At 65.4% G+C, this 25,021-nt stretch carries 24 protein-coding genes; 22 read left to right on the top strand and 2 right to left on the bottom strand.

What is annotated here, in order from left to right:
* Positions 1–29: 29 nt before the first annotated feature.
* From H8A95_RS05910 to H8A95_RS05860, 11 genes are all read left to right on the top strand, one after another.
* Positions 30–3,263 carry a bifunctional cytochrome P450/NADPH--P450 reductase gene (locus tag H8A95_RS05910; protein ID WP_229182319.1) on the top strand — a complete coding sequence of 1,078 codons (3,234 nt, stop codon included), beginning with the start codon at positions 30–32 and terminating at the stop codon, positions 3,261–3,263.
* Positions 3,264–3,298: 35 nt separating this feature from the next.
* Complete coding sequence (locus H8A95_RS05905) at positions 3,299–3,973, top strand: spermidine synthase (protein WP_229182318.1); 675 nt, start codon at positions 3,299–3,301, stop codon at positions 3,971–3,973.
* Positions 3,974–4,121: 148 nt separating this feature from the next.
* Positions 4,122–4,985, top strand: a complete 864-nt coding sequence (locus H8A95_RS44095) for a helix-turn-helix domain-containing protein (protein ID WP_229182317.1) — start codon at positions 4,122–4,124, stop codon at positions 4,983–4,985.
* A 172-nt stretch (positions 4,986–5,157) separates the two neighbouring features.
* Positions 5,158–6,291, top strand: a complete 1,134-nt coding sequence (locus H8A95_RS05895) for a maleylacetate reductase (protein ID WP_229182316.1) — start codon at positions 5,158–5,160, stop codon at positions 6,289–6,291.
* 26 nt (positions 6,292–6,317) lie between these two features.
* Positions 6,318–7,220 (top strand): intradiol ring-cleavage dioxygenase, encoded by a 903-nt coding sequence (locus H8A95_RS05890; protein ID WP_229182315.1) that lies wholly within the window; start codon positions 6,318–6,320, stop codon positions 7,218–7,220.
* A gap of 35 nt (positions 7,221–7,255) precedes the next feature.
* Positions 7,256–9,046 (top strand): FAD-dependent oxidoreductase, encoded by a 1,791-nt coding sequence (locus H8A95_RS05885; RefSeq protein ID WP_229182314.1) that lies wholly within the window; start codon positions 7,256–7,258, stop codon positions 9,044–9,046.
* Between the two features lie 77 nt (positions 9,047–9,123).
* Complete coding sequence (locus H8A95_RS05880; RefSeq protein WP_420839336.1) at positions 9,124–10,449, top strand: ABC transporter substrate-binding protein; 1,326 nt, start codon at positions 9,124–9,126, stop codon at positions 10,447–10,449.
* Positions 10,450–10,533: 84 nt separating this feature from the next.
* On the top strand, positions 10,534–11,247 hold the full coding sequence (locus tag H8A95_RS05875) for an ABC transporter ATP-binding protein (RefSeq protein WP_229182313.1): 714 nt from the start codon (positions 10,534–10,536) through the stop codon (positions 11,245–11,247).
* Positions 11,244–11,948 (top strand): ABC transporter ATP-binding protein, encoded by a 705-nt coding sequence (locus tag H8A95_RS05870; RefSeq protein ID WP_229182312.1) that lies wholly within the window; start codon positions 11,244–11,246, stop codon positions 11,946–11,948. The genes H8A95_RS05875 and H8A95_RS05870 overlap by 4 nt, the downstream gene beginning before the upstream one ends.
* A gap of 7 nt (positions 11,949–11,955) precedes the next feature.
* Complete coding sequence (locus tag H8A95_RS05865; RefSeq protein ID WP_229182311.1) at positions 11,956–12,822, top strand: branched-chain amino acid ABC transporter permease; 867 nt, start codon at positions 11,956–11,958, stop codon at positions 12,820–12,822.
* Positions 12,819–13,913 (top strand): branched-chain amino acid ABC transporter permease, encoded by a 1,095-nt coding sequence (locus tag H8A95_RS05860; protein WP_229182310.1) that lies wholly within the window; start codon positions 12,819–12,821, stop codon positions 13,911–13,913. The genes H8A95_RS05865 and H8A95_RS05860 overlap by 4 nt, the downstream gene beginning before the upstream one ends.
* A 184-nt stretch (positions 13,914–14,097) precedes the next feature.
* Here H8A95_RS05860 and H8A95_RS05855 read toward each other — a convergent pair whose 3' ends face one another.
* A complete protein-coding gene (locus H8A95_RS05855; RefSeq protein ID WP_420839337.1) occupies positions 14,098–14,493 on the bottom strand; it encodes a nuclear transport factor 2 family protein in 396 nt (131 codons plus the stop codon).
* A 288-nt stretch (positions 14,494–14,781) separates the two neighbouring features.
* On the bottom strand, positions 14,782–15,702 hold the full coding sequence (locus tag H8A95_RS05850) for an alpha/beta fold hydrolase (RefSeq protein WP_229182308.1): 921 nt from the start codon (positions 15,700–15,702) through the stop codon (positions 14,782–14,784).
* A gap of 181 nt (positions 15,703–15,883) precedes the next feature.
* Between H8A95_RS05850 and H8A95_RS05845 the strand changes: the two genes are divergently transcribed.
* The 11 genes from H8A95_RS05845 (at position 15,884) to paaD (ending at position 24,980) form a co-directional block, all read left to right on the top strand.
* Positions 15,884–16,267 carry a hypothetical protein gene (locus H8A95_RS05845; protein ID WP_229182307.1) on the top strand — a complete coding sequence of 128 codons (384 nt, stop codon included), beginning with the start codon at positions 15,884–15,886 and terminating at the stop codon, positions 16,265–16,267.
* A complete protein-coding gene (locus H8A95_RS05840) occupies positions 16,264–17,346 on the top strand; it encodes a PHA/PHB synthase family protein (protein ID WP_229182306.1) in 1,083 nt (360 codons plus the stop codon). The genes H8A95_RS05845 and H8A95_RS05840 overlap by 4 nt, the downstream gene beginning before the upstream one ends.
* A 26-nt stretch (positions 17,347–17,372) precedes the next feature.
* A complete protein-coding gene (locus H8A95_RS05835) occupies positions 17,373–17,969 on the top strand; it encodes a GNAT family N-acetyltransferase (RefSeq protein WP_229182305.1) in 597 nt (198 codons plus the stop codon).
* A 181-nt stretch (positions 17,970–18,150) separates the two neighbouring features.
* Entirely contained in the window at positions 18,151–18,627 is a 477-nt protein-coding gene (locus H8A95_RS05830; protein ID WP_229182304.1) for a phasin family protein, read from the top strand.
* A gap of 222 nt (positions 18,628–18,849) precedes the next feature.
* Positions 18,850–20,133, top strand: coding sequence for a DUF445 domain-containing protein (locus H8A95_RS05825; protein WP_229182303.1), 1,284 nt, complete (start codon positions 18,850–18,852; stop codon positions 20,131–20,133).
* 195 nt (positions 20,134–20,328) lie between these two features.
* Positions 20,329–21,099 (top strand): esterase/lipase family protein, encoded by a 771-nt coding sequence (locus H8A95_RS05820; RefSeq protein WP_229182302.1) that lies wholly within the window; start codon positions 20,329–20,331, stop codon positions 21,097–21,099.
* A 242-nt stretch (positions 21,100–21,341) separates the two neighbouring features.
* Positions 21,342–22,211 (top strand): phenylacetic acid degradation operon negative regulatory protein PaaX, encoded by an 870-nt coding sequence (gene paaX / locus H8A95_RS05815; RefSeq protein ID WP_229182301.1) that lies wholly within the window; start codon positions 21,342–21,344, stop codon positions 22,209–22,211.
* 76 nt (positions 22,212–22,287) lie between these two features.
* Positions 22,288–23,280 (top strand): 1,2-phenylacetyl-CoA epoxidase subunit PaaA, encoded by a 993-nt coding sequence (gene paaA, locus H8A95_RS05810; protein ID WP_229182300.1) that lies wholly within the window; start codon positions 22,288–22,290, stop codon positions 23,278–23,280.
* 13 nt (positions 23,281–23,293) lie between these two features.
* Positions 23,294–23,581: a 1,2-phenylacetyl-CoA epoxidase subunit PaaB gene (gene paaB, locus H8A95_RS05805; RefSeq protein ID WP_024579339.1), complete on the top strand. Its 288-nt coding sequence runs from the start codon at positions 23,294–23,296 to the stop codon at positions 23,579–23,581.
* 125 nt (positions 23,582–23,706) lie between these two features.
* Positions 23,707–24,483, top strand: a complete 777-nt coding sequence (paaC, locus tag H8A95_RS05800; protein ID WP_229182299.1) for a 1,2-phenylacetyl-CoA epoxidase subunit PaaC — start codon at positions 23,707–23,709, stop codon at positions 24,481–24,483.
* Positions 24,477–24,980 (top strand): 1,2-phenylacetyl-CoA epoxidase subunit PaaD, encoded by a 504-nt coding sequence (gene paaD / locus H8A95_RS05795; protein ID WP_229182298.1) that lies wholly within the window; start codon positions 24,477–24,479, stop codon positions 24,978–24,980. The genes paaC and paaD overlap by 7 nt, the downstream gene beginning before the upstream one ends.
* Positions 24,981–25,021 lie beyond the last annotated feature (41 nt).

Genomic DNA, 25,021 nt, shown 5'->3' with positions numbered 1-25,021 from the left:
GGGTGGAAAGACATGGGGGCACTTCCGACATGGCGTCCGGCAACAGACTGAGTCCGATTCCGCATCCACCGACGAAGCCGGTGGTCGGCAACATGCTGTCGCTGGATTCGACTGCGCCGGTGCAGCATCTGGTCAAGCTCTCCAAGGAGCTCGGGCCGATCTTCTGGCTCGACATGATGGGCGCGCCGCTCGTGATCGTGTCCGGCCACGACCTCGTCGACGAGCTCTCCGACGAGAAGCGCTTCGACAAGGCGGTGCGCGGTTCGCTGCGGCGGGTGCGCGCGGTCGGCGGCGACGGGCTGTTCACCGCCGACACCAGGGAGCCGAACTGGAGCAAGGCGCACAACATCCTGATGCAGCCGTTCGGCAATCGCGCCATGCAGTCGTATCACCCGAGCATGGTCGATATCGCCGAGCAGCTGGTCAAGAAATGGGAGCGCCTCAACGCCGACGAGGAGATCGAGGTCGTCCACGACATGACGGCGCTGACCCTCGACACCATCGGTCTCTGCGGCTTCGACTACCGCTTCAATTCGTTCTATCGCCGCGACTACCATCCTTTCGTGGAATCGCTGGTGCGCTCGCTCGAAACCATCATGATGACCCGCGGCCTGCCGCTCGAGGGTCTGTGGATGCAGAAGCGGCGCAAGACGCTGACCGACGACGTCGGCTTCATGAACAAGATGGTCGACGAGATCATCGCCGAACGGCGCGGCAATACCGACGTGACCAGTGACAAGAAGGACATGCTGGCCGCGATGATGACCGGCGTCGACCGCGCCACCGGCGAGCAGCTCGACGACGTCAACATCCGCTACCAGATCAACACCTTCCTGATCGCCGGCCATGAGACCACCTCTGGCCTGCTGTCGTGCACGATCTATGCGCTGCTGAAGCATCCCGAGGTGCTGAAGAAGGCCTATGAGGAGGTCGATCGCGTCCTTGGTCCTGACGTCAATGCGCGGCCGACCTATCAGCAGGTGACGCAGCTCACCTACATCACCCAATGCCTGAAGGAGGCGCTGCGGCTGTGGCCGCCAGCGCCGGCCTATGGCATTGCGCCGCTCAACGATGAGACGATCGGCGGCAAATACCGACTGAAGAAGAACACTTTCATCACCGTGCTGGTGATGGCGCTGCATCGCGATCCCTCGGTCTGGGGTCCGAACCCCGATGTGTTCGATCCCGAGAATTTCAGCCGCGAGGCCGAGGCCAAGCGCCCGATCAACGCCTGGAAGCCGTTCGGCAACGGACAGCGCGCCTGCATCGGCCGCGGCTTTGCCATGCACGAGGCGGCGCTGGCGATCGGGATGATCCTGCAACGCTTCAAGCTGCTCGACGTGCATCGCTACCAGATGCACCTGAAGGAGACGCTGACCGTCAAGCCTGACGGCTTCAGGATCAAGGTGCGGCCGCGCGACGACAGGGATCGCGGCGCCTTCGCCGGCAGCACAGGCGCGGTTGCGGCCGCGCCGAAGGTTCAGCGCGCGCCGACCACGCGTCCCGGCCACAACACGCCGATGCTGGTGCTCTACGGCTCCAACCTCGGCTCGGCCGAGGAGTTGGCGACCCGCATGGCCGATCTCTCCGAGATCAATGGCTTCTCGGTGCGCCTCGGACCGCTGGACGATTATGTCGGCAAGCTGCCGGAAGAGGGCGGCGTGCTGATCATCTGCGCCTCCTACAACGGCGCGGCGCCCGATAACGCAACGCAATTCGTCAAATGGCTGGAGAGCGACCTGCCGAAGGACGCTTTTGCGAAGGTGCGCTACGCAGTGTTCGGCTGCGGCAACAGCGACTGGGCGGCGACCTACCAGTCGGTCCCGCGCTTCATCGACGAGCAGTTGACCAAAAACGGCGCCAGGGCGGTCTATCCGCGCGGCGAGGGCGATGCGCGCAGCGATCTCGACGGCCAGTTCCAGAAATGGTTCCCGGAGGCGGCGAAGGTCGCGACCAAGGAATTTGGCATCGACTGGAATTTCACCCGTACCGCCGAGGACGAGCCGCTCTACGCGATCGAGCCGGTGGCACAGGGGGCGGTCAACACCATCGTGACGCAGGGCGGCGCGGTGCCGATGAAGGTGCTCGCCAACAGCGAGCTGCAAAACAAGGAAGGCGCCCATCCCTCGGAGCGCTCGACCCGGCATATCGAGGTCGAGCTGCCGGCCGGCCTGAAGTATCGCGTCGGCGATCATCTCAGCGTGGTACCGCGCAACGATCCGACCCTGGTCGATTCCGTCGCGCGCCGCTTCGGCTTCCTGCCGGCCGACCAGATCCGTTTGCAGGTCTCGGAAGGCCGCCGCGCGCAATTGCCGGTCGGCAACGCCGTGTCGGTCGGGCGGCTGCTCACCGAGTTCGTCGAGCTGCAGCAGGTCGCGACCCGCAAGCAGATCCAGATCATGGCCGAGCACACGCGCTGCCCGGTGACCAGGCCGAGGCTGATGGCCTATGTCGGCGACGACGACGCATCGGCCGCGCGCTACCGCACCGAGGTGCTGGCCAGGCGCAAATCGGTGTTCGACCTGCTCGAGGAATATCCGGCCTGCGAGCTGCCGTTCCACCTCTACCTTGAAATGCTGTCGCTGCTGGCGCCGCGCTATTACTCGATCTCGTCGTCCCCGGCCGGCGAGGCGCAGCGCTGCAGCGTCACCGTGGGCGTGGTGGAAGCGCCTGCGAGCTCGGGGCGCGGCATCTACAAGGGCATCTGCTCGAACTATCTGGCGCGCCGCCGCGCCGGCGACACCGTCCACGCCACCATCAAGGAAACCAAGGCGGGCTTCCGCCTGCCTGACGACAACGCCGTGCCGATCATCATGATCGGGCCCGGCACCGGGCTCGCTCCGTTCCGCGGCTTCCTGCAGGAGCGCGCCGCGCGCAAGGCACGGGGCGCGACGCTGGGCCCCGCGATGCTGTTCTTCGGCTGCCGCCATCCCGAGCAGGATTTCATCTATGCGGACGAGCTGAAGGCATTCGCAGCCGACGGCATCGGCAATCTTTACACCGCTTTCTCGCGCGCCGACGGGCCTAAGACCTATGTGCAGCACCTCGTCGCCGCGCAGAAGGACCAGGTCTGGGAGCTGATCCAGAAGGGCGCGATCGTCTATGTCTGCGGCGACGGTGGCAAGATGGAGCCCGACGTCAAGACGACCCTGATGTCGATCTATCGCGAGCGCACCGGTGTCGACGCCGATGCCGCCGCGCGCTGGATCGAGGAAATGGGCACCCGGAACCGCTACGTGCTCGACGTCTGGGCCGGTGGCTAGCCTCAATCCGGCCGCTACATGTTACAAGCCGCCGCATGATTCCATGGGAAAAGATCGATACCGCGCGCATTCCCGGCACCGAAGGTGAATTGCGCCTGATGCGGCGAGGCCGCGAATTCTCGATCATGCTCGGCACCAACGAGCTGATGAACAGCCGCCTGTCAGGCTCGGAAGCCGCACTGGCGACGCTTGCTGCGAAGAAGATCGAGCAGGTCGCAAAGCCGCATTTTCTGATCGGCGGCCTCGGCATGGGCTTTACGCTGCGGGCGGCGCTCGCGGTGTTGGGGCGCGATGCGCAGATCGTGGTGGCCGAACTGGTGCCGGCCGTGGTTGCCTGGGCGAGGGGCCCGATGGCCGAGATATTCGGCGACAGCCTGAACGATCCGCGCGTCAGCATCAGGGAGACGGATGTCGCTGACGTGATCGAGCGTCATCCGCGCAGCTTCGATGCCATTCTCCTCGATGTCGACAACGGCCCAGAAGGTCTGACCCGCAAGGCCAATGACGGGCTTTATGATGTCTCCGGGCTCAAGATCGCGCACAACGCATTGCGACGTGGTGGCGTGCTCGCCGTCTGGTCGTCCGGCCCGAATGCCAAGTTCCCGAAATCGCTGTCCCGGGCGGGGTTCGCGGTCAACGAAATTGCCGTCCGCGCCACCGGCCGAGGCCGCGGCGTGCGCCACGTGATCTGGGTCGCGGTCAAGGAGTAGCCGGCATCGCTGTTGCGACGCAGCAAGGCCGCCAGGGGCGCCATTCGGTTCGATTGTATTGAAAATCGGGGGCCGTTGGGTTTCACTCCGCGGCACGTGAGGCCTCGAGCCCTTGGTCAGTCGGATGCAGGCGACGTCGAATTTTGGGGTGCAGGAGACGCACGGGATCCTGGACCGCTTCCAGGCCGAATTCCGTGGCTCCAGCGAAGGGCTCGGCTGGTCGTCGGCGTATGCCTCGGTGCAGCGTGAACGGCCGTTTGACGGGCACTTCCACGCGCTGTCGGACAATCTGATGGTGCTGCATCGTGGCGGTCCGGTCGACATCACCTATGTGATGGACGGCAAGTCGGTCGCCCGGCACATCCCGCGCGGCGGCGTGTTCTTCCTGCCGGCGGGGCACGCCTGCAACGTGGTGCTGCGCGAGGCGCTCGAATCCACCCACATCTATCTGCGGTCCGACTTGTTCGCGGGCCGCGACGGAGCGCCGAGCCTGATCGGCGGGCTGGCGCCGATGCTCGGCGATCAGGATGCGGTGCTGGAGCATCTCGCCGCGGCGATCGGCGACACCATCACCAGCGGCCTGCCGGCCTCGTCGTTGTTCATCGATCCGATCGCGCAGGCGATCGCCAACCGCTTTGTCGCGATCAACTTCCACAAGCCGAGCGTGGAGGCCGGCAAGCACCCGAACCTGCTCAGCACCAGGCAAATGGCGCGCATCCGCGAGTTCGTCGACGCCAATCTCGATACCGATATCCGGCTCGACCAGCTGGCGGAGCTGTGCGGCCGCAGCACCGAATATTTCGTGCGGCTGTTCAAGGCGACCAGCGGCATCTCACCCTACCAATATGTGCTCAATCTGCGTATCGAGCGGGCGAGAGCGCTGCTCGCCGACGAGACGCAGAGTCTCGCCGACATCGCGCTCGCCTGCGGCTTCTCCCATCAGGAGCATTTCACCCGCATGTTCCGCCGCTTCGCCGGCGTGACGCCGGGGCGATACCGGCGCAGCCATTAGGCGCGGCGGCCGGGACGGACGAGGGCGGCACGGCCGGGTGGTGTCCCACCGGATGATTTTTCCGGTTTTGTGCAGATTTTCTCCGGTTTCGTGCAGGCCCGGCGCGGCCGCCCGCCGCTAGCTTTCTCCCAACAAGATGAGACTGCCGGTTCGCCGGCTTGGGAGAAATGCCATGAGCACCGCGACGCCGGACGCCGGAAGCGCATCCGTCGCACTTGCAGCAGCTGCGACCGATGCCCGCCAGGGCGCCTTTGCCTATTGCTCGCAGCAATATCGCGTGGTGTTCGGCGCCGGCACCTCGGCGCGGCTCGGCGAGGAGAGCGAGCGCCTTGGCATCAAGCGGGCGCTGGTGCTCACCACCCCCGAGCAGCAGGACCTCGGACGCCGGCTCGGCGCCGGCCTCGGCGACAGGCTCGCGGGGTTGTTCGCCGGCGCGCGCATGCATACGCCGGTCGAGGTCACCAACGAAGCGCTTGGCATCGTCGAATCCCGCGACATCGACGGGTTGGTCGCGATCGGCGGCGGCTCGACGGTCGGGCTCGGCAAGGCGTTGGCGCTGCGTACCGGGCTGCCGCATATCGCGATGCCGACCACCTACGCCGGCTCGGAGATGACGCCGATCCTCGGCGAAACCTCTAACGGCATCAAGACCACGCAGCATTCCCAGGATCTGGTCCCGGACACCGTCATCTACGACGTCGATCTCACGGTCAGCCTGCCGCCGCACATCTCCGCCGCGAGCGGCTTGAATGCGATCGCGCACGCCGTCGAGGCGCTTTATGCGCCCGACGCCAATCCGCTGACCTCGCTGATGGCCGAGGAAGGCATCGCCGCGCTCGCGCGCGCGCTGCCCCGCATCATGACTGCGCCTGCCGACGCCGGAGCGCGGCGCGACGCGCTCTATGGCGCCTGGCTGTGCGGCGCGTGCCTCGGCGCGGTCGGCATGTCGCTGCACCACAAGCTCTGCCACGTGCTGGGCGGCATGTTCAACCTGTCGCATGCCGAAACCCACGCGATCGTGCTGCCCCATGCGGCCGCCTACAACGCCGCGGCCGCGCCTGAGGCGATGATCCGAATTGCGCGCGCATTGCGCGCGACGGATGCGCCGCAAGGGCTGTTCGACCTCGCGCGCCGGCTGGCGCTGCCGCGCCGGCTTGCCGACATCGGAATGCCCGAGGACGGCATCGCGCGCGCCGCCGAGATGGCCGTGCGCAGCCCCTATGCCAATCCAAGACCTGTGGAGCGCGTCGCGATCCAGGACCTGATCGCGGCGGCCTGGCGCGGCGATGCGCCTGCGCTGCACTGAACATCTCGAGATCAAAGGACAGCATGATGGCCAATTTCAACGAGCATGACCTCACCGACGAAGTTCTTCGCAGCTTCGCCAACACGCCGAACGCGCGGCTCAAATTCCTCATCGAGGAGACGGTCAAGTCGCTGCACGATCTGGTGCGCCGCACCGGACTCACCTTCGAGGAATGGAATCACGCGATCGAATTCCTGACCCGCACCGGCCAGACCTGCACGCCGCTGCGCCAGGAGTTCATCCTGCTCTCCGACGTGCTCGGGGTCTCGATGCTGGTCGACGCGATCAATCACCGCGAGCGCGAGGGCGCCACCGAGACCACGGTGCTCGGGCCGTTCTATGTCGGCGAACACCGCGTCACGCCGCACGGGGCCAATATCTCGGAAGGCATCGACGGCGAGGTGATGTTCGTGCAGAGCCGCGTCACCGACCTTGCCGGCAAGCCGCTCGTCGGCGCCGAGATCGACGTCTGGCACGCCGACGACGACGGCTTCTACGATTCGCAGAAGGCGGACTATGCGGCGCACGGCCCTTCGCTGCGCGCGCGCTTCGTCACCGGCGCCGACGGCCGCTTTTCCTTCCGCACCATCCTGCCGTGCAGCTACCCGATCCCGATCGACGGCCCGGTCGGCGAACTCATCACGACCACGAAGCGTCATCCGATGCGGCCGGCGCATGTGCACTTCCTGGTCAAGGCCGAGGGCTACGAGCCGCTGATCACCCACGTCTTCCTCGATGGCGACGAATATCTGCGCAGCGACGTGGTGTTCGGCGTCAAGGACGAACTCATCGCGCGCGTCGAGCCGAAGAGCGAACCGGTGCTGCCGAACGGCGAGCGCGTGTCCGGCCCGTGGCACCTGATGTCCTACGACTTCCAGATGCGGCCCGGCGCCGGCCTGGTGCCGCAGCCGATGATGGCCGCCGAATAGCGATCACAACAAACAACGCGGCCAGGGAGAGGAACATGACCAGCAAACCGATTGAGACCGACGTGCTCGTCGTCGGCAGCGGCCCGGCCGGCGCGACCGCAGCGGCGCTGCTCGGCATGTACGGCGTCAAGCACATCATGGTGACGAAATACGGCTGGCTCGCCGACACGCCGCGCGCCCACATCACCAACCAGCGCGCGATGGAGGTGCTGCGCGATCTCGGCCTCGAGGAGAAGGCGGTCGCGCAGGCCGTGCCGCAGCCTCTGATGGCCAACAACGTGTTCTGCGAGAGCCTCGCCGGCGAGGAGTTCGGTCGGCTCTACTCCTGGGGCAATCATCCCGCGCGCAAGGCGGACTACGATCTAGCCAGCCCGACCCGGATCTGCGACCTGCCGCAGAATTTCCTCGAGCCGATCCTGATCGAGGCCGCGGGCCAGCGCGGGACATCGCTCTGCTTCAACACCGAGTTCGTCGACCTGGTGCAGGATGCCGACGGCGTCACGGCGACGGTGAAGGACCGCTTGTCGGGCGAGACCTACCAGATCCGCGCCAAATATCTGATCGGCGCCGATGGCGGCCGCAGCCGGGTTGCCGAGGTGATCGGACTGCCGATGGAGGGCCAGATGGGCCGTGCCGGCAGCATGAACATCATCGTGCAGGCGGACTTGAGCAAGTACGTCGCGCATCGGCCGAGCGTGCTGTACTGGGTGTTGCAGCCTGGAGCTGAGATCGGCGGCATCGGCGCCGGCCTGATCCGCATGGTGCGGCCGTGGAACGAATGGCTGATCATCTGGGGCTACGACATCGAGCAGGGCGAGCGCAAGCTCAGCAATGACGAGGCGATCTCGATCGTGCGCAATCTCGTCGGTGACGAGACGCTCGAAGTCAACGTTCGCTCCACCTCGACCTGGACCGTGAACGAGATGTATGCCGGCCACTATTCGTCCGGTCGCGTGTTCTGCGTCGGCGATGCCGTGCACCGCCATCCGCCGACCAACGGGCTCGGCTCCAACACTTCGATCCAGGATTCCTTCAATCTGTGCTGGAAGCTGAAGCTGGTGCTCGAGGGGCACGCGGCGCCGTCGCTGCTCGAGACCTATTCGGCCGAGCGCCAGCCGGTCGGCAAGCAGATCGTGACCCGCGCCAACAAGAGCATCGGCGATTTCCCGCCGATCTTCGAAGCGGTGGGCCTCGTCGCCTCGACCGACCCGGCCGAGGCGCGCAAGGCGATTGCGGCACGCAAGGCGCCGACCGCCGAGGGCAAGGCGCGCCGCAAGAAGCTCTATGAAGCCATCGCCAACAAGAGCTACGAGTTCAACTGCCACGGCGTCGAGCTGAACCAGCGCTATGGGTCGACCGCCGTCGTGTCGGACGGCACGCCGATGCCGGCGTTCACCAGGGATCACGAGCTCTATTATCAGGCCACCACCTGGCCCGGCGCGCACCTGCCGCATGTCTGGGTCGAGCATCACGGCCAGCGCAAGTCGACGCTCGATCTCACCGGCAAGGGCCGCTTCACGCTGCTCACCGGGATCGGCGGCGACGGCTGGAAGGCCGCGGCCGCCGCGGTCGAGAGGGCTTACAGCCTGCCGGTCGATGTCGTGACCATCGGTCCCCAGGGCTGCGATGCGCTCGACATCTATGCCGACTGGTATCGCCAGAGCGAGGTGGATGAGGACGGCTGCGTGCTGGTGCGTCCCGACATGTATGTCGCCTGGCGCGCCAGGGAGGCGGCGGCTGACGCCACCGATGTGCTGCTCGACGTGTTCGGCCAGATCCTCGGCCGCGGCGCAAAGGCGCAGACGAAGTCCGTCGCCGCCGCGTGATGCGACGCGACGCTGGTAATTTTCAGAACGGAATGAACGGCAGCCGGCATGCAACCGGCCTGCCTCAAGGAGGGGAAATGAGCAAGGATCAATTGAGCAAAATGTCTTTCGATCGCCGCCGCGTGCTGCAAGGCATCGCCGGTGGGCTCGCCGCCGCAGGCAGCACGACATTGTTCGCGCCTTCCGTGCGCGCCGCCAACAAGCCGATCAAGATCGGCTATGTCTCGCCGAAGAGCGGTCCATTGGCCGCATTCGCCGAAGCCGACGACTTCGTGCTCGGCGAATTCCGAAAATTGATCAAGGATGGCGTCAAGGTCGGATCGCAGACCTATCCGGTCGAAGTCGTCACCAAGGATAGCCAGTCGAACCCGAACCGCGCCGCCGAAGTCGCCAAGGAACTGATCACCCGCGACAATGTCAGCCTGATCGTGGTCGGCGCCACGCCCGAGACCAACAATCCGGTGGCGACGCAGTGCGAGCTGGAGCAGGTGCCGTGCATCTCCTCGGTCGCGCCGTGGCAGACCAACTTCATCGGCCGCCAGGCCAACCCCGGCGATCCCAAGAGCTGGAAGCCGTTCGACTACACTTTCCACTACTTCTGGGGGCTCGAGGACGTGATCGGCGTCTTCACCAGCATGTGGAGCCAGGTCGCGTCCAACAAGTCGGTCGGCGCGCTGTTTCCGAACGATGCCGACGGCAACGCCTGGGGCGACACCACGATCGGCTTCCCGCCGGTGCTGGCCAAGCAGGGCTTCAGGCTCACCGATCCCGGCCGCTTCCAGAATCTCACCGACGATTTCAGCTCGCAGATCGCAGCCTTTCGCGGTGCCGATGCCGAAATCATCACCGGCGTGATCATTCCGCCCGACTTCACCACGTTCTGGAACCAGTCGCGTCAGAAGGGGCTGAAGCCGAAGGTCGTGTCGGTCGCCAAGGCATTGTTGTTCCCGGCGTCGGTGCAGGCGCTCGGCAAGGGCGGCAACAACATCTCGACCGAGGTGTGGTGGACACCGACGCATCCCTACAAGTCGAGCCTCAGCGGCGTCAGCGCCGCCGATCTGGCCAAGGGATATGAGCAGGCCTCCGGCAAGCAGTGGACCCAGCCGATCGGCTTCGTGCATTCGCTGTTCGAGGTCGCGATCGACGCCATCAAGCGTGCCGGCGACCCAGCCGATGGCGCATCGCTCGCGAAGGCGATCGGAGCCACCAAGCTCGACACCATCGTGGGCCAGGTCGCGTTCGGCTCCAGCGCGGTGCCGCCGTTCGCCGCGAAGAACATCGCCAAGACGCCGCTGGTCGGCGGCCAGTGGCGGCTCAACGGCGACAAATACGACATGGTGATCACCGACAACAAGCTGGCGCCGCAGATCCCGCTCGGCGGTGACATGCAGGCGCTGAGCTAGCGATCGCGTTCCGAAAACATTGTTCATCGGAGATGCGCGGAACCCCGCGCATCTTCCCGACGCTAATTCTTGCGGTGAGCGGACATGCTCGAACTCCATTCCGTCTCGAAGACGTTCGGCGCCATCGTCGTCGCCGACGCGATCGACCTGACGCTCGTGTCCGGCGAGGCGCTGGGCGTGATCGGGCCGAACGGCGCCGGCAAATCGACGCTGTTCAACCTGATCACCGGACTGCTGCGGCCGGATGCCGGCCGCATCGTGCTCGACGGCGTCGACATCACCGGCCTGTCGCCCGAGGCACGCTGTCGCGCCGGCATCGGGCGCTCGTTCCAGATCCCGCAGCCGTTCGATCACCTCTCGGTGTTCGAGAACCTTGCGGTTGCCGCCCAATTCGGCGGCGGTCTCTCGGAGACGGATGCGGTCCAGCATTGCGGCCTCATGCTTGACCTGACCGGCCTCGAAGCCAAGGCCAACCGCCTGGCGGGAAGCCTGCCGCTGCTCGATCGCAAGCGGCTCGAGCTGGCGCGGGCGCTCGCCACCAGGCCGCGCACGCTCCTGCTCGACGAGATCGCGGGCGGCCTCACCGATGCCGAGTGCCACCAACTGGTCGAGACCATCCGCACCATCCATGCCGAGGGTGTCGGCATCATCTGGATCGAGCATGTGGTGCACGCGCTGCTCGCGGTGGTGCAGCGGCTGGTGGTGCTGAACTTCGGCAAGATCGTCGCGCAAGGCGTGCCATCAGAGGTGATGCGCTCGCGCGAGGTCGAGACCATCTACATGGGGGTGCCGGCATGACCGCGCTGCTCAATGTCACGGCCCTCGACGCGTTCTATGGCGACTTCCAGGCGCTGTTCGGGATCGATTTCGAGCTCGATCAGGGCGAGGCGGTCGCGGTGATCGGCGCCAACGGTGCCGGCAAGTCGACCATGCTGAAGTCGCTCGCGGGTCTCGTGAAGAACCGCTCCGATGCGATCCGCCTTGGTGGACGGGCAATCGGCGATGCGTCCGCCGCCAGCATCGTACGGCTTGGGCTTGCGCTGGTGCCGGAGGGCCGCCAGCTGTTTCCCTCGCTCAGCGTCGAGGAGAACCTGCTGATCGGCGCCTATGGCGGCGAACGCAGCACGCCATGGGATCTCGCCGCGGTCTATCGCATGTTCCCGGTGCTCAGGGAGCGGCGGCGCGGCGCCGTCACGGCGCTGTCGGGCGGCCAGCAGCAGATGGTGGCGATCGGCCGCGCGCTGATGTCCAACCCATCGGTCTTGTTGTGCGACGAGATCAGCCTCGGCCTCGCGCCGATCGTGGTGGAGGACATCTACCGCATGCTGCCGCAGATCCGTGCCGGCGGCACCGCCGTCGTACTGGTCGAGCAGGACATCGCCCGCGCGCTGCGGGCCGCCGATCGCTTCTACTGCTTGCAGGAGGGGCGAGTGACGCTGAGCGGACGGCCCAAGGATGTGGATCAGGACACGATCCGCGCGGCTTATTTCGGAGCATGAGGGAGCGATGAGCGGATTCGACACCATCATCGAAGGCGTGCTGCTCGGCGGCGTCTACGCGCTTTTCGCGCTCGGCCTGTCGCTGATCTTCGGCATCATGCGCCTCGTCAATCTGGCGCATGGCGATCTGATTTTGCTCGCGGCCTATCTGGTGCTCAGCGCCACCACGGCGCTCGGCCTGCCGCTGGCGGCCGCATCTCTGCTGGCCGTGGCTGCGATGTTCGTGCTCGGCTTCGTGCTGCAACGGCTGGTGCTGGAGCGGGTGCTTGGCGACGACATCCTGCCGCCGCTGCTCGTCACCTTCGGCCTGTCGATCGTGATCCAGAACGGGCTGCTGCTCGGCTACGGTGCCGACAGCCGCCGGTTGCAGGCAGGCGCCTTCGAATCCTCGTCGGTGACGCTGGCCCCCGGCCTGAGCGTCGGCCTGGCGCCGCTGATGGCGCTGGTGACGGCGATCGCCGCCGTCGCGCTGCTTCAACTGATCTTCTATCGCACCTCGCTCGGCCGCGCCTTCCGCGCCACCGCCGACAATCCGGCGATCGCGCAATTGATGGGCATCAACGAGCGCAACGTCTACGCCATCGCGGTCGGGCTCTCGCTCGCGGTCTCGGTGATCGCCGCTGTCGTGTTCGGCATCCGCGCCAGCTTCGATCCGTCGATCGGGCCGGCACGGTTGCTCTATGCGTTCGAGGCCGTGATCATCGGCGGCCTCGGCAGCCTGTGGGGGACGCTGGCGGGCGGCATCGTGCTCGGGCTCGCCCAGGCGATCGGAGGGCGGATCAATCCGGAGTGGCAGATCCTGGCCGGCCATCTCGCCTTCCTTGCCGTGCTGATGGTGCGGCCGCGCGGTCTTTTCCCGGCGAGGCGGACATGAGCGTCGAAAGCATCGATATGCCCGCAAGCCGGGAGCAGCGCGCGGTGGAGGCGCCAGTCTGGCAAGTTCGGGTTGGAACGCGCCTGTCGCGCGTTGCGGCCGTGGCCGGCATTGCGCTGGTGGTGGTGCTTGCCGCGCTGCCCGCGTTCGCCCCGCGCAACCTGATCCAGGATCTGATCTTCGTCCTCACCATGCTGACGCTGGCGCAGCTCTGGAACGTGCTGGCCGGGTGGGGCGGGCTGGTGTCGGTCGGGCAGCAGGCCTTTGTCGGGCTCGGCGCCTATGCGCTGTTTGCCGGCATCGTGATGGCCGGGCTCGATCCCGTGGCGGCGATCCCGCTCGCCGGGCTGTTCGCAGCGGTGATCGCAGCGGTGCTCGGACCGCTGCTGTTCCGCTTGGAAGGACCGTATTTCGCGATCGGCAGCTGGGTCGCGGCCGAAGCGCTGCGGCTGATCTGCGCCCAGTTCAAGTCGCTCGGCGGCGGCACCGGGATGTCGATCTCGCCGAGCGAGCTGTCGCAGATGGTCGGGCTGAAGACGGTGCAGGCGCTGCTCGGGCTGCGTCCGGCGGCGGCGCGCGACGTGCTGGTCTACTGGCTGGCGCTGTTGCTCGCCGTGCTGGTCACGCTCGGCATCTACGCCTTCATCCGCTCACGCCACGGCCTCGCGCTGGCGGCCAGCCGCGACAATGCGGCCGCGGCACGCAGCGTCGGCGTCCGCACCGCGCGGATTCGCCATATGCTTTGGATCGCGGTTGCCTTCGCCACCGGGATGGTCGGCGCGGTGGTCTATCTGCAGAAGGCGCGCATCTCGCCGGACGCTGCCTTCAGCGTCACCGACTGGACTGCGTACGTGATCTTCATCGTCGTGATCGGCGGCGTGCGCACCATCGAAGGGCCGATGGTCGGCGTGCTGCTGCTGTGGGGGCTCGTCACTTATCTTGCCCAGTATGGCAGCCTCTATCTCGTCGTGCTCGGCACGCTCGCCATCCTGATCATGCTGTTCATGCCAAGGGGCGCGTGGGGTGCGGCGGCGCGGCGCTGGCAGGTGCAGCTATTCCCGACACAGCGCTGGCTCGGCCGCAGCCGCTAGCCTCATACGATATCGTCATGGCCGGGCATAGCCGTCCGAAGGACGGCGTCGCTCCCGCTCGCCTATGTCCCGGCCATCCACGTCTTGTGCCGAGGAAGTCAAAGACGTGGATGCCCGGCACAAGGCCGGGCATGACAGAGACCAACGAGCGCCAACCACGTCGGCTGCTCTCCAAGGTCTGTACTCAGAACATCGTGTTGTTGTTGGCCGGCGTCTCCGGGATCGGCTGCACCACGTCCCAATGCTCGACGATCTTGCCGTCCTCGAGCTTGAAGATGTCGATGATCGCGTTGCCGCGGGTGCCGGGCTCGCGTACGGCGTGGACGTGCAGGATCACGTAGTCGCCGTCGACGAACGAACGCTTGATCTCGCTGTGCGAGTTCGGAAATTTTTCGCGCAGGAAGCCGATGAACTTGCGGAAGCCTTCGGGGCCGTCGGCCGCGCCGGGATTGTGCTGCACATAGCGGTTGCCGACAAAGGCGAGCGCCGCATCGGCGTCCTTCTGGTTCAGCCCCTTGTCGTAGAAGGCCAGCACCGTCTTGCGGTTGGCTTCCTGCTGCGCCTCACTGGTGGCCGCCATCGCCGAGGAAGATGCGAGCGCGAGGAGGAGAGCGGCGACGGCTGTCCGTGGCCGGAGGAAGGTCTTCATCTGGTTGCTCCCGGTGGCTGATGGCGCGCGACCTGCGCGATGCATCGCGCTGTCTACAGCCTCTATGCGTCGCCCGGAAGAACGCACCCCTGGCTCACATGGTTACCCGGAGATACCGGAGCCCCGCTCCGATCGAATCGGAACGGGGCTCTCGATTCTGGTTTTGACGCGTTTTCTTCACGCGAACCGGTATCCACTTCGCTTGAAAACGCGCCGGCCTTACGCCGCCTTCGCCGCCGCCCCATGCGCGTGCTTGTCGATGGCGTCGATGATCTGCGGCCACATCGGGATCGGCAGCGCATGGCCCATGCCCTCGACCATCAGGAGCTTTGCGCCCGGGATCGAGACCGCAGTGTCCTTGCCGCCTTCGGGATGCACCAGCGGATCGACGGTGCCGTGGATCACCAGCGTCGGCGCCTTGACGCTGCGCAGGCGCTCCTTGCGGCTGCCGGAGGCGAGGATGGCGCGAAGCTGGCGGCCGACGCCCTCCGGATTGAGGCCGCGCTCAAAGGTACGCCGCGCGCGCTCGGGGTCGAGCGCCTCATCTTCGGGGAACGAGCCGTTGCGCAACACTTTCCAGGTCTGCCCGTAGCGGACGAAATATTCTTCCTTGCTCTTCGGCGGCGGCGCCATCAGCACCGCAGTCGCTTCGCGGGTCGGCCCCGGAATCTTTGGATTGCCCGTGGTCGACATGATCGAGGTCAGCGAGCGCACGCGCTCGGGAAAGGTGATCGCAACCTCCTGCGCGATCATGCCGCCCATCGAGGCGCCGACCAGATGCGCGGTGCGGATGCCGAGCGCGTCCATCAGGCCGATCGTGTCCCGCGCCATGTCGGCCAGTTTATAGGGCGCCGCGACCGGGATCTTCAGGAAGCGCAGCTTGATGAGCTCGAGCGCGGTGAGCCGCTTGCCGCCGCTCATCCGCGACGACTTGCCGATATCCCGGTTGTCGAACCGGATCACGCGAAAGCCGCGCGCGGCAAGCCGGCGACAGAATTCGTCGTCCCAATGGATCATCTGGGCGCCGAGGCCCATGATGAGAAGCAGCGGCTCCGCATTCGCATCGCCAAATATCTCGTAGCAGATGTCGATGCCGTTGGCGCGGGTTAGTTGCGGCAACTGATGGGCGAGCGTGGTCACGGGCGTCCTCTCCTGGATTCGCGATCAGGAACCTGCATGCTGCCATGGATTGACGCAGCGCAGAAGGGCTTCGACGTCGGTGGATGCGCCCCGCAGTTGACCGATCAACGGCAACAGTGTCGTATGGCACAAACAAGCGGAAGCGCGGCAAGCGCTCGGGATTGATGTGGAGGAGGGCCGCATGGCCGACAAGGGCAACGATCCTGCCGTGATCTGGCAGACGATGATTGGCGAGATGGAGAAGGGGTTCAACTCCTTCGGCAACCAGTTGATGAGCTCGCCTGAATTTTCCAAGGTGATGAATCAGGCCGGCGGCGTCGCGGCGGGCGCGCAGAAGCAGCTCGGCGAGCTGATGGAGAAATATCTGCTGGCGATGAACCTGCCGAGCCGCGCCCAGCTCGTCGGCATGGCCGAACGCCTGCAGTCGATGGAGAACCAGCTCAACGAGATCAAGACGCTGCTGCAGCAGGTGCATCACAATTCGCTGGCGCCGGACGACGTCCACAGCGCGACGGCACGGCCGCCGCGCACCAGGCGCCCGCCATCAGAGGGAGACAGCAAATGAATGCTCCCACCGGGTTTGATTTCGCCTCGATCTCCGAGCGGGTGCAGTCCGAGGTGCAGCGCGCGATTCAGCGCAGCATCAAGGGCGTCGAGTATTTCTCGAGCTCCGGGCCCGCGCTCGGCGAGACGCCGAAGGACGTGCTGTATTCGCGCGGCACCATGAACCTCTATCACTACCGGCCGATGGTCGACGAAATCTATCGCGTGCCGGTCCTGATCGTGATGGCGACCACCAACCGCGGCTACATCCTCGACCTGGTGCCGGGGCAGAGCTTCATCGAATTCCTGCTCAAGCGCGGCTTCGACGTCTACATGCTGGATTGGACCCCGCCGAAGCCCGAGGAAAAATCGCTGCGCATGGAGGACTACGTCCTCGACTTCATCCCGGAATCGGTTCGCCGCGTGCAGCAGGACTCCGGCGAGAAGGACGTCTCCGTGATCGGCTATTGCTTTGGCGGCGTGCTATCGCTGCTCTATGGCTCGATCTTCAACGACGGGCCGATGAAGAACCTGATCTGCTTCACTACGCCGATCGATTTTCGCGAGATGAAGCTGTTCTCGAATTTCGCCGACCGGCGCTATTTCGACGTCGACCGCCTGATCGACAGCACCGGCAACATGCCGCCCGAACTGATCCTGCAATCATTCGACATGTTGCGGCCCGCCGCGCGCGTCGCCGGCCAGATCCAGCTCTGGGACAACATCTGGAACGACGAGTTCGTGAAATCGTACCGGATGTTCGATCGCTGGGCGACCGACACGCTGCCGCTCGCCGGCGAATATTTCCGCGCCATCACCAAGGACCTGATGTGGGACAACAAGCTGTACAACGACACCATGACGGTCGGTGGCCGCGAGGCGAAGCTTGCCGACATCAAGGTGCCGATCCTGCACGCGGTCGCCGAGCACGACCACATCGTGCCGTATGATGCGGCAAAACATCTGATCACCAAGATCGGCTCCGAGGACAAGGAGGAGGTGATGCTGAAAGGCGGTCACGTCTCGCTGGTCGCCGGCGCCAATGCAATCAAGCGGCTGTGGCCGAAACTGGACTCCTGGTTGGGAAAAAGATCGACCTAAGAAGGGTCGACTTGAGAGAGATCGACATGACCGAACAACGTTCCTATCCGCGCCACGTCAAGACCGAGGCCGGCGACATCGAGTTCCGCCTGATGAAGCGCGCAGACGAGGCCGCGGTGCTGGCCTTCGCGCAAAAGCTGCCGACGCACGACCTGCTGTTCCTGCCGCGCAACATCAGCCAGCCGAAGGTGCTGTCGGCCTGGATCAACGAGATCGAGCGCGGCGACATCACGAGCCTGCTCGCGATCAAGGACGGCAAGGTGGTCGGCTGCGGCACGCTGGTGCGCGATCCGCATTCCTGGTCGCCGCATGTCGGCGAGATCCGCATGGTGGTGTCACTCGACGTACGGGGGCAGGGCGTCGGCCGGGCGCTGTCGCAGGAGACCTTCGCCATCGCGCTCGGCGCCGGGCTGGAGAAGTTCTCGGTGCAGATGACAGTCGACCAGCGGGCGGCGATCGCGCTGTTCGAGGGCCTCGGCTTCAAGGCAGAGGCCCTGCTGCGCGACCATGTCAGGGATGTCGAGGGCAAGACCCATGACATCGTCGTGCTCGGGCACAATGTGGCGCAGGTCCGGGCGCAAATGGAGGCATACGGGGTGCCGGGTGCGGTTGGGGGTGGTTAGGTACCTCTGACTGCCGGTTCTCGAGGCAATCTGCCGGAACTTCATGCTGTTCACAGGCTCGTGATGTCGCGCTGCAACATTGATGTTGCGGCGCACCATGGATTGTGACACAACAGTCTTGCCCCGGGCCAATCCGGACGGGGTGAGCCCATAGCTCAAACCTGAGGATGGAGAGACCCCAATGACCACCGAAACCAATTCCGTGCTGAATGGCGTCAAGGAAGCTTTCGCGCCCGTTACCGAGGCGTTCACCAAGCTCCAGAACCTGGAAGTTCCGGAAGCCGCCCGTGAGTTCGTGAAGAGGCAGGCCGAGGCCGCCAAGACCCGCGCTGCCGATGCCTATGCCGGCTCCGAGAAGGTGACCAACGTGATCGAGACCGCCGTTGCCGGTTCGGTGACCGAGGCCGCCAAGATCAGCCGCAACATCCAGCAGGCGCTCTACCAGGACGCCGAGGCGTTCTTCGCCGGCATCGACAAGCTCGCTTCCGCCAAGTCGCTGAGCGAAGCCGCCCAGATCCAGTCGGACATGGTCCGTGCGCGTGGCGAACTGTTCGTCTCGCGGGCGAAGGCTACGTCGGAGTATCTCGGCAAGCTCGTCACCGACGGTGCGAAGACCGCGCAGGACAACTTCGCCAAGGTCTACGGCAAGACCGCCTGATCGCGCTTGCACTGACCAACTGCCCTTTTCGAAGGCCCGCCATTTCGCGGGCCTTCTTTTTGTCGGGTGCGTCTCATACATCGTCGCTGTCGCTCCGGCGTCATTGCGAGGAGCGACAGCGACGAAGCAATCCACTCCTCCACGCGCGGTGAAATGGATTGCTTCGCTTCGCTCGCAATGACGGCTAGTGTGCGGCCAGTGCGAGAGTATCCCCCGATCCCCATGACCCTTCCCGCCGCCCTCATCGCAACGCCCATCGATGCCGAACGTGCCGCCGAGCTGCGGCGCGTGAAATGGCTGGCGACCGGCGTGCTGGGGGCAACCCTCATCGTCTTCATTGCATCGAAGGCGCTATTGCCCCTGCATCCGGTGTTCGGCTTCATCGCCGCGTTCGCGGAGGCCGCGACCATCGGTGGACTCGCCGATTGGTACGCCGTCGTCGCCCTGTTCAAGCGGCCGCTGGGGCTGCCGATCCCGCACACCGCGATCATCCAGAGCAATCAGGAACGCATCGCCGAGAAGCTCGGCGAATTCATCGAGAACAATTTCCTGGAATCCGGACCGGTCGAGGCCAAGCTGCGCGAGATCGATTTCGGCAGCTTCATAGCCGACTGGCTGCGCGACCGCAAACGGTCCGAGGATCTCGCGCGCTTCGTGCTGCGGATGCTGCCCGAAGCGTTCGCGGCAACCGAGAGTTCAGGCTTGATGCAATTCATCAGCCGCCGCGTCACGACGCAGATCCTCTCGGTCGATCTTGCGCCGCTCGCGGCCGGCGCGCTGCGCGGCTTCGTGCAGGAGGGCAAGCATGAGGGGCTGCTCGACGACCTCTTGCGCGCGCTGCACCAGACGCTGACGCAGCAGGAGACCATGACGGTGATCCGCGACAAGGTCCGCGCCGAGATGCCGACGCTCTTGAGGCTCTATCGCGCCGACAAGTTCGTGGTGAACCGGATCATCGCCTCGGCGACGAAGTTCTTCGAAGAGGTGCGCAACGATCCGCAGCATCCGTTCCGCGGCGAGTTCGACCGCATGCTGCTGTCCTTCGTCGACCGGCTCGGCAGCGACAGGGCGTTCGCCGATCGCATCGACGGCCTCAAGCGCGACCTGATGGCGCGGCCGGAGCTCGCCAATCTCGGGCGCACCATCTGGGCCAACGTCAAGGACTTCATCGAGCGCAGCGCGTCGGGCGAGTCGCAGGTGCTGCAGCATCAGCTGGCGAGAATGTTCGTCGAGGCCGGCGATGCGCTCCATGGCGATGCGGAGCTGCGCGGCGAAATCAATCAGGGCCTGGTCGCGATCCTGCGCACGGTTGTCGCCGAACAGAAGAGCGGCGTCTCGACCTTCATCGCCGACCAGATGAAGAGCTGGGACATGGAGCAGTTGATCTCACTCCTCGAGGTCAATGTCGGCAAGGACCTGCAATACATCCGCTTCAACGGCTCGCTGATCGGTGGACTTGCCGGCCTCGCGCTTTACACCCTGGAATATGTGCTGCGCTTGCTGTGACCGATTGGGCACGGCGATCACATAAGTTGTGGCAAGTGTGACCTGGGCCGCTTGCACGAAAGTGATCGGTTCCCTAGCTTTTCAAGGTTGATTGTTGCGTTGCGGAACGATTCCGCCGGGTTTGCGTCAATCCTGTTGACCCATCCTGCTGATCCCATTGCCGGCCGTCACGACGGCGCCGGAAGAGGAGTTGAAATGTCGGTTGCTGCGCAGACGCTACGCCCGCCGTCCAGGACGCTGATGTTTCTGGAAGGCCGCGCCATTCATGAGCTTGGTGCCTTTCTTGGTGCATTGCCGCTGTTGAGCCTCGCGCCGCGCGGCGACGGGCATCCGGTGCTGGTGCTGCCCGGACTGATCGCGTCCGACATGTCCACGCGCCTGCTGCGCGATTTCCTCAAGAGCAAGGGCTACGCCGTCAGCGGCTGGCGCCAGGGCCGCAACCTCGGGCTTCGCGCCGGCGTGCAGGACGGCATGGTCGACCTGCTGCAGGAGATGAATGAAACGACCGGCCGGAAGGTCTCCGTCGTCGGCTGGAGCCTCGGCGGTCTCTATGCGCGCCAGCTTGCCAAGATGATGCCTGAGCGCGTGCGCCAGGTGATCACGCTCGGCAGCCCGTTCGCCGCGGGCCCGAAGTCGACCAACGCCTGGCGCGTCTACGAGATGGCCAGCGGCCGCCGCGCCGACGAAGAGGATTCCCGTTTCGGCGGCTCGCTCGCCAGCGCGCCGCCGGTGCCGACCACCGCGATCTTCAGCCGCACCGACGGCGTCTGCGCCTGGCAGGGCTGCCGCGAGCAGGCCTCGTCGATGACCGACAGCATCGAGGTCGAGAGCAGCCATTGCGGCATGGGCCATCACCCGGCGGTGGTCTACGCGGTTGCCGATCGCCTCGCGCAGAAGGATGGCGAGTGGGCGCCGTTCGACCGCAGCGGCTGGCGCAGCTTGGTCTATCCGGATCCCAACCGCTAGGTCTTGCGAAGGTCTCTCTTCGCCTCGCCCCGCTTGCGGGGAGAGGTCGGATCGCATCGCAGATGCGATCCGGGTGAGGGGGAGTCTCCACGGGTCGTCTCTTACCGTCGTTGTGGAGGCAGCCCCTCACCCCAACCCTCTAAGAGCGAGCTCCGCTCGTCTCGACCCCGCAACAGCGGGGCGAGGGAGCAGACCAGCCCCCGCATTGTCGTGAATCGACAAAACGCGCTATGCGTTGAGGCATGCCACAGCCGCTTGCCCGCATCGTCGATCAGCTGAAGCGCGAGCCGTCACGCACCGGCTCGATCATCATCACCGTGTTCGGAGATTCCATCGTGCCGCGCGGCGGCGCGGTGTGGCTCGGCACGCTGCTCGAATTCTTCAAGTCGCTCGACATCGACGGCAACGTGGTGCGCACCGCGATGTCGCGGCTCGCCGCCGACGGCTGGCTCGAGCGCAACAAGGTCGGCCGCAACAGCTTCTATCGGCTGAACGCGAAGGGCCGGCAGACCTTCGACACCGCGACCAGGCACATCTACGATCCGCCGCCGTCGGACTGGACCGGCCGCTTCGAACTGCTCTTGATCGGCAATGCCGAGGACCGCGACGCCGCGCGCGAGGCGTTGAAGAATGCCGGCTTCGGCAGCCCGCTGCCCGGCGTGTGGGTCGCGCCGTCAGGCGTGCCGATCCCGGACGAAGCATCGCGCGCGATCCGCCTTGGAGTCTCCGCGGAAGACGACAGCGGACGCCGGCTGCTCAGCGAAAGCTGGCCGCTCGACCGCACCGCGGACGCCTATCTGAAGTTCATGAAGACGTTCGAGCCGCTGCACGGCTGGATCGTGTGCGGCGAAAGGCTGAGCGACGCCGACGCCTTCACTGCACGTATCCTGCTGATCCACCATTATCGCCGGGTCGTGCTGCGCGATCCGCTGCTGCCGTATCAGCTGTTGCCGACGGATTGGCCGGGTAGGGCGGCGCGTAAACTCTGCGGCGAGATCTATCGCGGGCTGCTTTCGTCGTCGGAACAATGGCTTGACGACCACGCAACCAATGAGGACGGCCCGCTGCCGAAGCCCAACGGCGCAGTGGCGAGGCGTTTCGAGGGCGTCTGAACGTATTACAAAAATATCTTGCATTTAGAAATTTGTGTTATATATTACTGCCTAACAACACACTGGGAGGTCGGCCATGTATACGCAGGCGCTCAACTCATCCGACGGCGACGATCGCGGCGTCGAGGATGTTGCCCGTGCCAGTCAGTTCCAGGCCCGCATCGATGCCGACGAACGCATCGAGCCGAACGACTGGATGCCCGCCGCCTATCGCAAGACGCTGACCCGGCAGATTTCCCAGCACGCCCATTCCGAAATCGTCGGCATGCTGCCCGAAGGCAACTGGATCACCCGCGCGCCGTCGCTACGCCGCAAGGCCGCGCTGCTCGCCAAGGTGCAGGACGAATGCGGCCACGGGCTCTATCTCTATGCGGCCGCCGAGACGCTCGGCACCTCGCGCGAAGAGCTCGTCGACGGCATGCTCTCCGGCAAGGCGAAATATTCCTCGATCTTCAATTACCCGACCCTGACCTGGGCCGACATCGGCACCATCGGCTGGCTGGTCGACGGTGCAGCGATCATGAACCAGATCCCGCTGTGCCGCTGCTCCTACGGCCCCTATGCGCGCGCGATGATCCGCGTCTGCAAAGAGGAGTCGTTCCATCAGCGCCAGGGTTTTGAGATCATGGTGACGCTGTGCCGCGGCACCGCGGAGCAGAAAGCGATGGCGCAGAACGCGCTCGATCGCTGGTGGTGGCCGGTGCTGATGATGTTCGGCCCGCCCGACCAGGTCAGCCAGCACAGCGACACCTCGACCAAATGGAAGATCAAGCGCTTCTCCAACGACGAGCTGCGCCAGAAATTCATCGACGCCACTGTGCCGCAGGCCGAGTTCCTCGGGCTGACGATTCCCGATCCCGGCACGAAGCAGAACGAGAACGGCAATTGGGTGCACAGCCCGATCGACTGGGACGAGTTCAAGCAGGTGCTGGCCGGCAACGGCCCCTGCAACCGCGATCGTCTCGCCGCGCGCCGCAAGGCGCATGACGAAGGCGCCTGGGTGCGCGAGGCCGCGATGGCCTATGCCGAGAAGCGCAAGAGCCGCCAGCTCGCGCAAGCCGCAGAATAAGGGAGCGCTAGAGATGGCCACGCCGAACGTTCCGCTCTGGGAAGTCTTCATCCGCAGCCGCAATGGCCTTGCGCACAAGCATGTCGGCTCGCTGCACGCGGCGGATTCGACGCTCGCGCTGCAGGCTGCGCGCGACATCTACACCCGCCGCGGCGAGGGGCTGTCGATCTGGGTGGTGCCCTCGAACGCGATCACCGCGTCCGATCCGTCGGAGAAGGGCATGATGTTCGAGCCGGCGGAATCGAAGATCTACCGCCACCCGACCTTCTACGACGTCCCCGACGAAGTCGGGCATATGTGATCTCGCTGTCGCTTGCGTCATTGCGAGCGCAGCGAAGCAATCCATCGAGCCGCGGAGCAGAAGCAAGCGTGGATTGCTTCGTCGCTTTGCTCCTCGCAATGACGGCCCAATAGCGAGTTGAACAGATGGCAACCGCCAATATCGAAGTCTCCGAAACGCCGCTGGTGCTCTACGCACTGCGCCGCGCCGACGATGCGCTGATCCTTGGCCACCGGCTGTCCGAATGGTGCGGCCATGCGCCGGCGATGGAAGAGGACATGGCGCTGGCCAATATGGGGCTCGACCTGCTCGGCCAGGCCCGCGAGCTCTACACCTACGCTGCCAAGGTCGAAGGCCGCGGCAATGACGAGGACAAGTTCGCCTATCTGCGCGACGTCAGGCAGTACCGCAATCTCCTGCTGGTCGAGCAGCCGAACGGCGACTTTGCCCGCACCATGGTGCGGCAGTTCTTCTATGCGGCATTCGCCGATCTCTACTGGCGCGCGATGATGGCCTCGTCCGATGCGACTTTTGCTGCGATCGCGGCGAAGTCGGAGAAGGAGAGCGCCTATCATCTGCGGCACTCGTCGGAATGGATCGTCCGTCTCGGCGACGGCACCGCGGAGAGCCATCGCCGCACGCAGGATGCGATCGACGATCTCTGGGCCTATACCGGCGAGATGTTCGCGGTCGACGACGGCGAGCGCGGCCTGATCGATGCCGGCATCGCAATCGATCCGGCGGCGCTCAAGTCGCGCTGGCTGAAGACCGTCACCGGTATCGTCAACGAGGCGACGCTGGCGTTGCCGAAGAGCGATTGGATGCAGCAGGGCGGCCGCGTCGGCAGCCATAGCGAGCATCTCGGCCATCTCCTCAGCGAATTGCAGTCCCTGCAACGTACCTTCCCGGGGGCAACATGGTGACGGTTGCACTCAGCGATGCCGATCTGCGCCGGCGCGCCTGGAGCGCGGCCGCGCAGGTGGTCGACCCGGAAATCCCCGTGCTGACCATCGCCGATCTCGGTGTGCTGCGCGATGTCGCCGTCCACGACGGCCATGTCGAGGTCGCGATCACGCCGACCTATTCCGGCTGTCCCGCCATGAACATGATCGCGCTCGAGATCGAGCTGGCGCTGGAGCGTGAAGGCATTCGCGGGCCGAAGGTCCGCACCGTGCTGTCGCCGGCCTGGACCACCGACTGGATGAGCGAGGACGGCCGCCGCAAGCTCAGGGAGTACGGCATCGCGCCGCCGCTGCCGGGCTCCTCGCGCCGCGCGCTGTTCGGCGAGCAGCGGGTGGCGTGCCCGCAATGCGGCTCAGGTGATACCGAGCTGCTGTCCGAATTCGGCTCGACTTCGTGCAAGGCGCTGTGGCGTTGCAAGAGCTGCCGTGAACCCTTCGACTACTTCAAGTGTCATTGACCGTGCGCAATACTTACAAGGATCTCCGTCATTGCGAGCGA

This window comes from Bradyrhizobium oropedii (assembly GCF_020889685.1).
GTDB classification, from domain to species: domain Bacteria; phylum Pseudomonadota; class Alphaproteobacteria; order Rhizobiales; family Xanthobacteraceae; genus Bradyrhizobium; species Bradyrhizobium oropedii.
The sequence above is the reverse complement of the archived record's forward strand: the minus strand, read 5'-3'. Positions and strand labels throughout refer to the sequence as shown.

Coding starts and splice junctions, on each gene's coding strand:
- H8A95_RS05910 (WP_229182319.1), top strand. CDS start 30: ATGGCGTCCGGCAACAGACTGAGTCCGATTCCGCATCCACCGACGAAG.
- H8A95_RS05905 (WP_229182318.1), top strand. CDS start 3,299: ATGATTCCATGGGAAAAGATCGATACCGCGCGCATTCCCGGCACCGAA.
- H8A95_RS05895 (WP_229182316.1), top strand. CDS start 5,158: ATGAGCACCGCGACGCCGGACGCCGGAAGCGCATCCGTCGCACTTGCA.
- H8A95_RS05890 (WP_229182315.1), top strand. CDS start 6,318: ATGGCCAATTTCAACGAGCATGACCTCACCGACGAAGTTCTTCGCAGC.
- H8A95_RS05885 (WP_229182314.1), top strand. CDS start 7,256: ATGACCAGCAAACCGATTGAGACCGACGTGCTCGTCGTCGGCAGCGGC.
- H8A95_RS05880 (WP_420839336.1), top strand. CDS start 9,124: ATGAGCAAGGATCAATTGAGCAAAATGTCTTTCGATCGCCGCCGCGTG.
- H8A95_RS05875 (WP_229182313.1), top strand. CDS start 10,534: ATGCTCGAACTCCATTCCGTCTCGAAGACGTTCGGCGCCATCGTCGTC.
- H8A95_RS05870 (WP_229182312.1), top strand. CDS start 11,244: ATGACCGCGCTGCTCAATGTCACGGCCCTCGACGCGTTCTATGGCGAC.
- H8A95_RS05865 (WP_229182311.1), top strand. CDS start 11,956: ATGAGCGGATTCGACACCATCATCGAAGGCGTGCTGCTCGGCGGCGTC.
- H8A95_RS05860 (WP_229182310.1), top strand. CDS start 12,819: ATGAGCGTCGAAAGCATCGATATGCCCGCAAGCCGGGAGCAGCGCGCG.
- H8A95_RS05855 (WP_420839337.1), bottom strand. CDS start 14,493: ATGGCGGCCACCAGTGAGGCGCAGCAGGAAGCCAACCGCAAGACGGTG.
- H8A95_RS05845 (WP_229182307.1), top strand. CDS start 15,884: ATGGCCGACAAGGGCAACGATCCTGCCGTGATCTGGCAGACGATGATT.
- H8A95_RS05840 (WP_229182306.1), top strand. CDS start 16,264: ATGAATGCTCCCACCGGGTTTGATTTCGCCTCGATCTCCGAGCGGGTG.
- H8A95_RS05835 (WP_229182305.1), top strand. CDS start 17,373: ATGACCGAACAACGTTCCTATCCGCGCCACGTCAAGACCGAGGCCGGC.
- H8A95_RS05830 (WP_229182304.1), top strand. CDS start 18,151: ATGACCACCGAAACCAATTCCGTGCTGAATGGCGTCAAGGAAGCTTTC.
- H8A95_RS05825 (WP_229182303.1), top strand. CDS start 18,850: ATGACCCTTCCCGCCGCCCTCATCGCAACGCCCATCGATGCCGAACGT.
- H8A95_RS05820 (WP_229182302.1), top strand. CDS start 20,329: ATGTCGGTTGCTGCGCAGACGCTACGCCCGCCGTCCAGGACGCTGATG.
- paaX (WP_229182301.1), top strand. CDS start 21,342: ATGCCACAGCCGCTTGCCCGCATCGTCGATCAGCTGAAGCGCGAGCCG.
- paaA (WP_229182300.1), top strand. CDS start 22,288: ATGTATACGCAGGCGCTCAACTCATCCGACGGCGACGATCGCGGCGTC.
- paaB (WP_024579339.1), top strand. CDS start 23,294: ATGGCCACGCCGAACGTTCCGCTCTGGGAAGTCTTCATCCGCAGCCGC.
- paaC (WP_229182299.1), top strand. CDS start 23,707: ATGGCAACCGCCAATATCGAAGTCTCCGAAACGCCGCTGGTGCTCTAC.
- paaD (WP_229182298.1), top strand. CDS start 24,477: ATGGTGACGGTTGCACTCAGCGATGCCGATCTGCGCCGGCGCGCCTGG.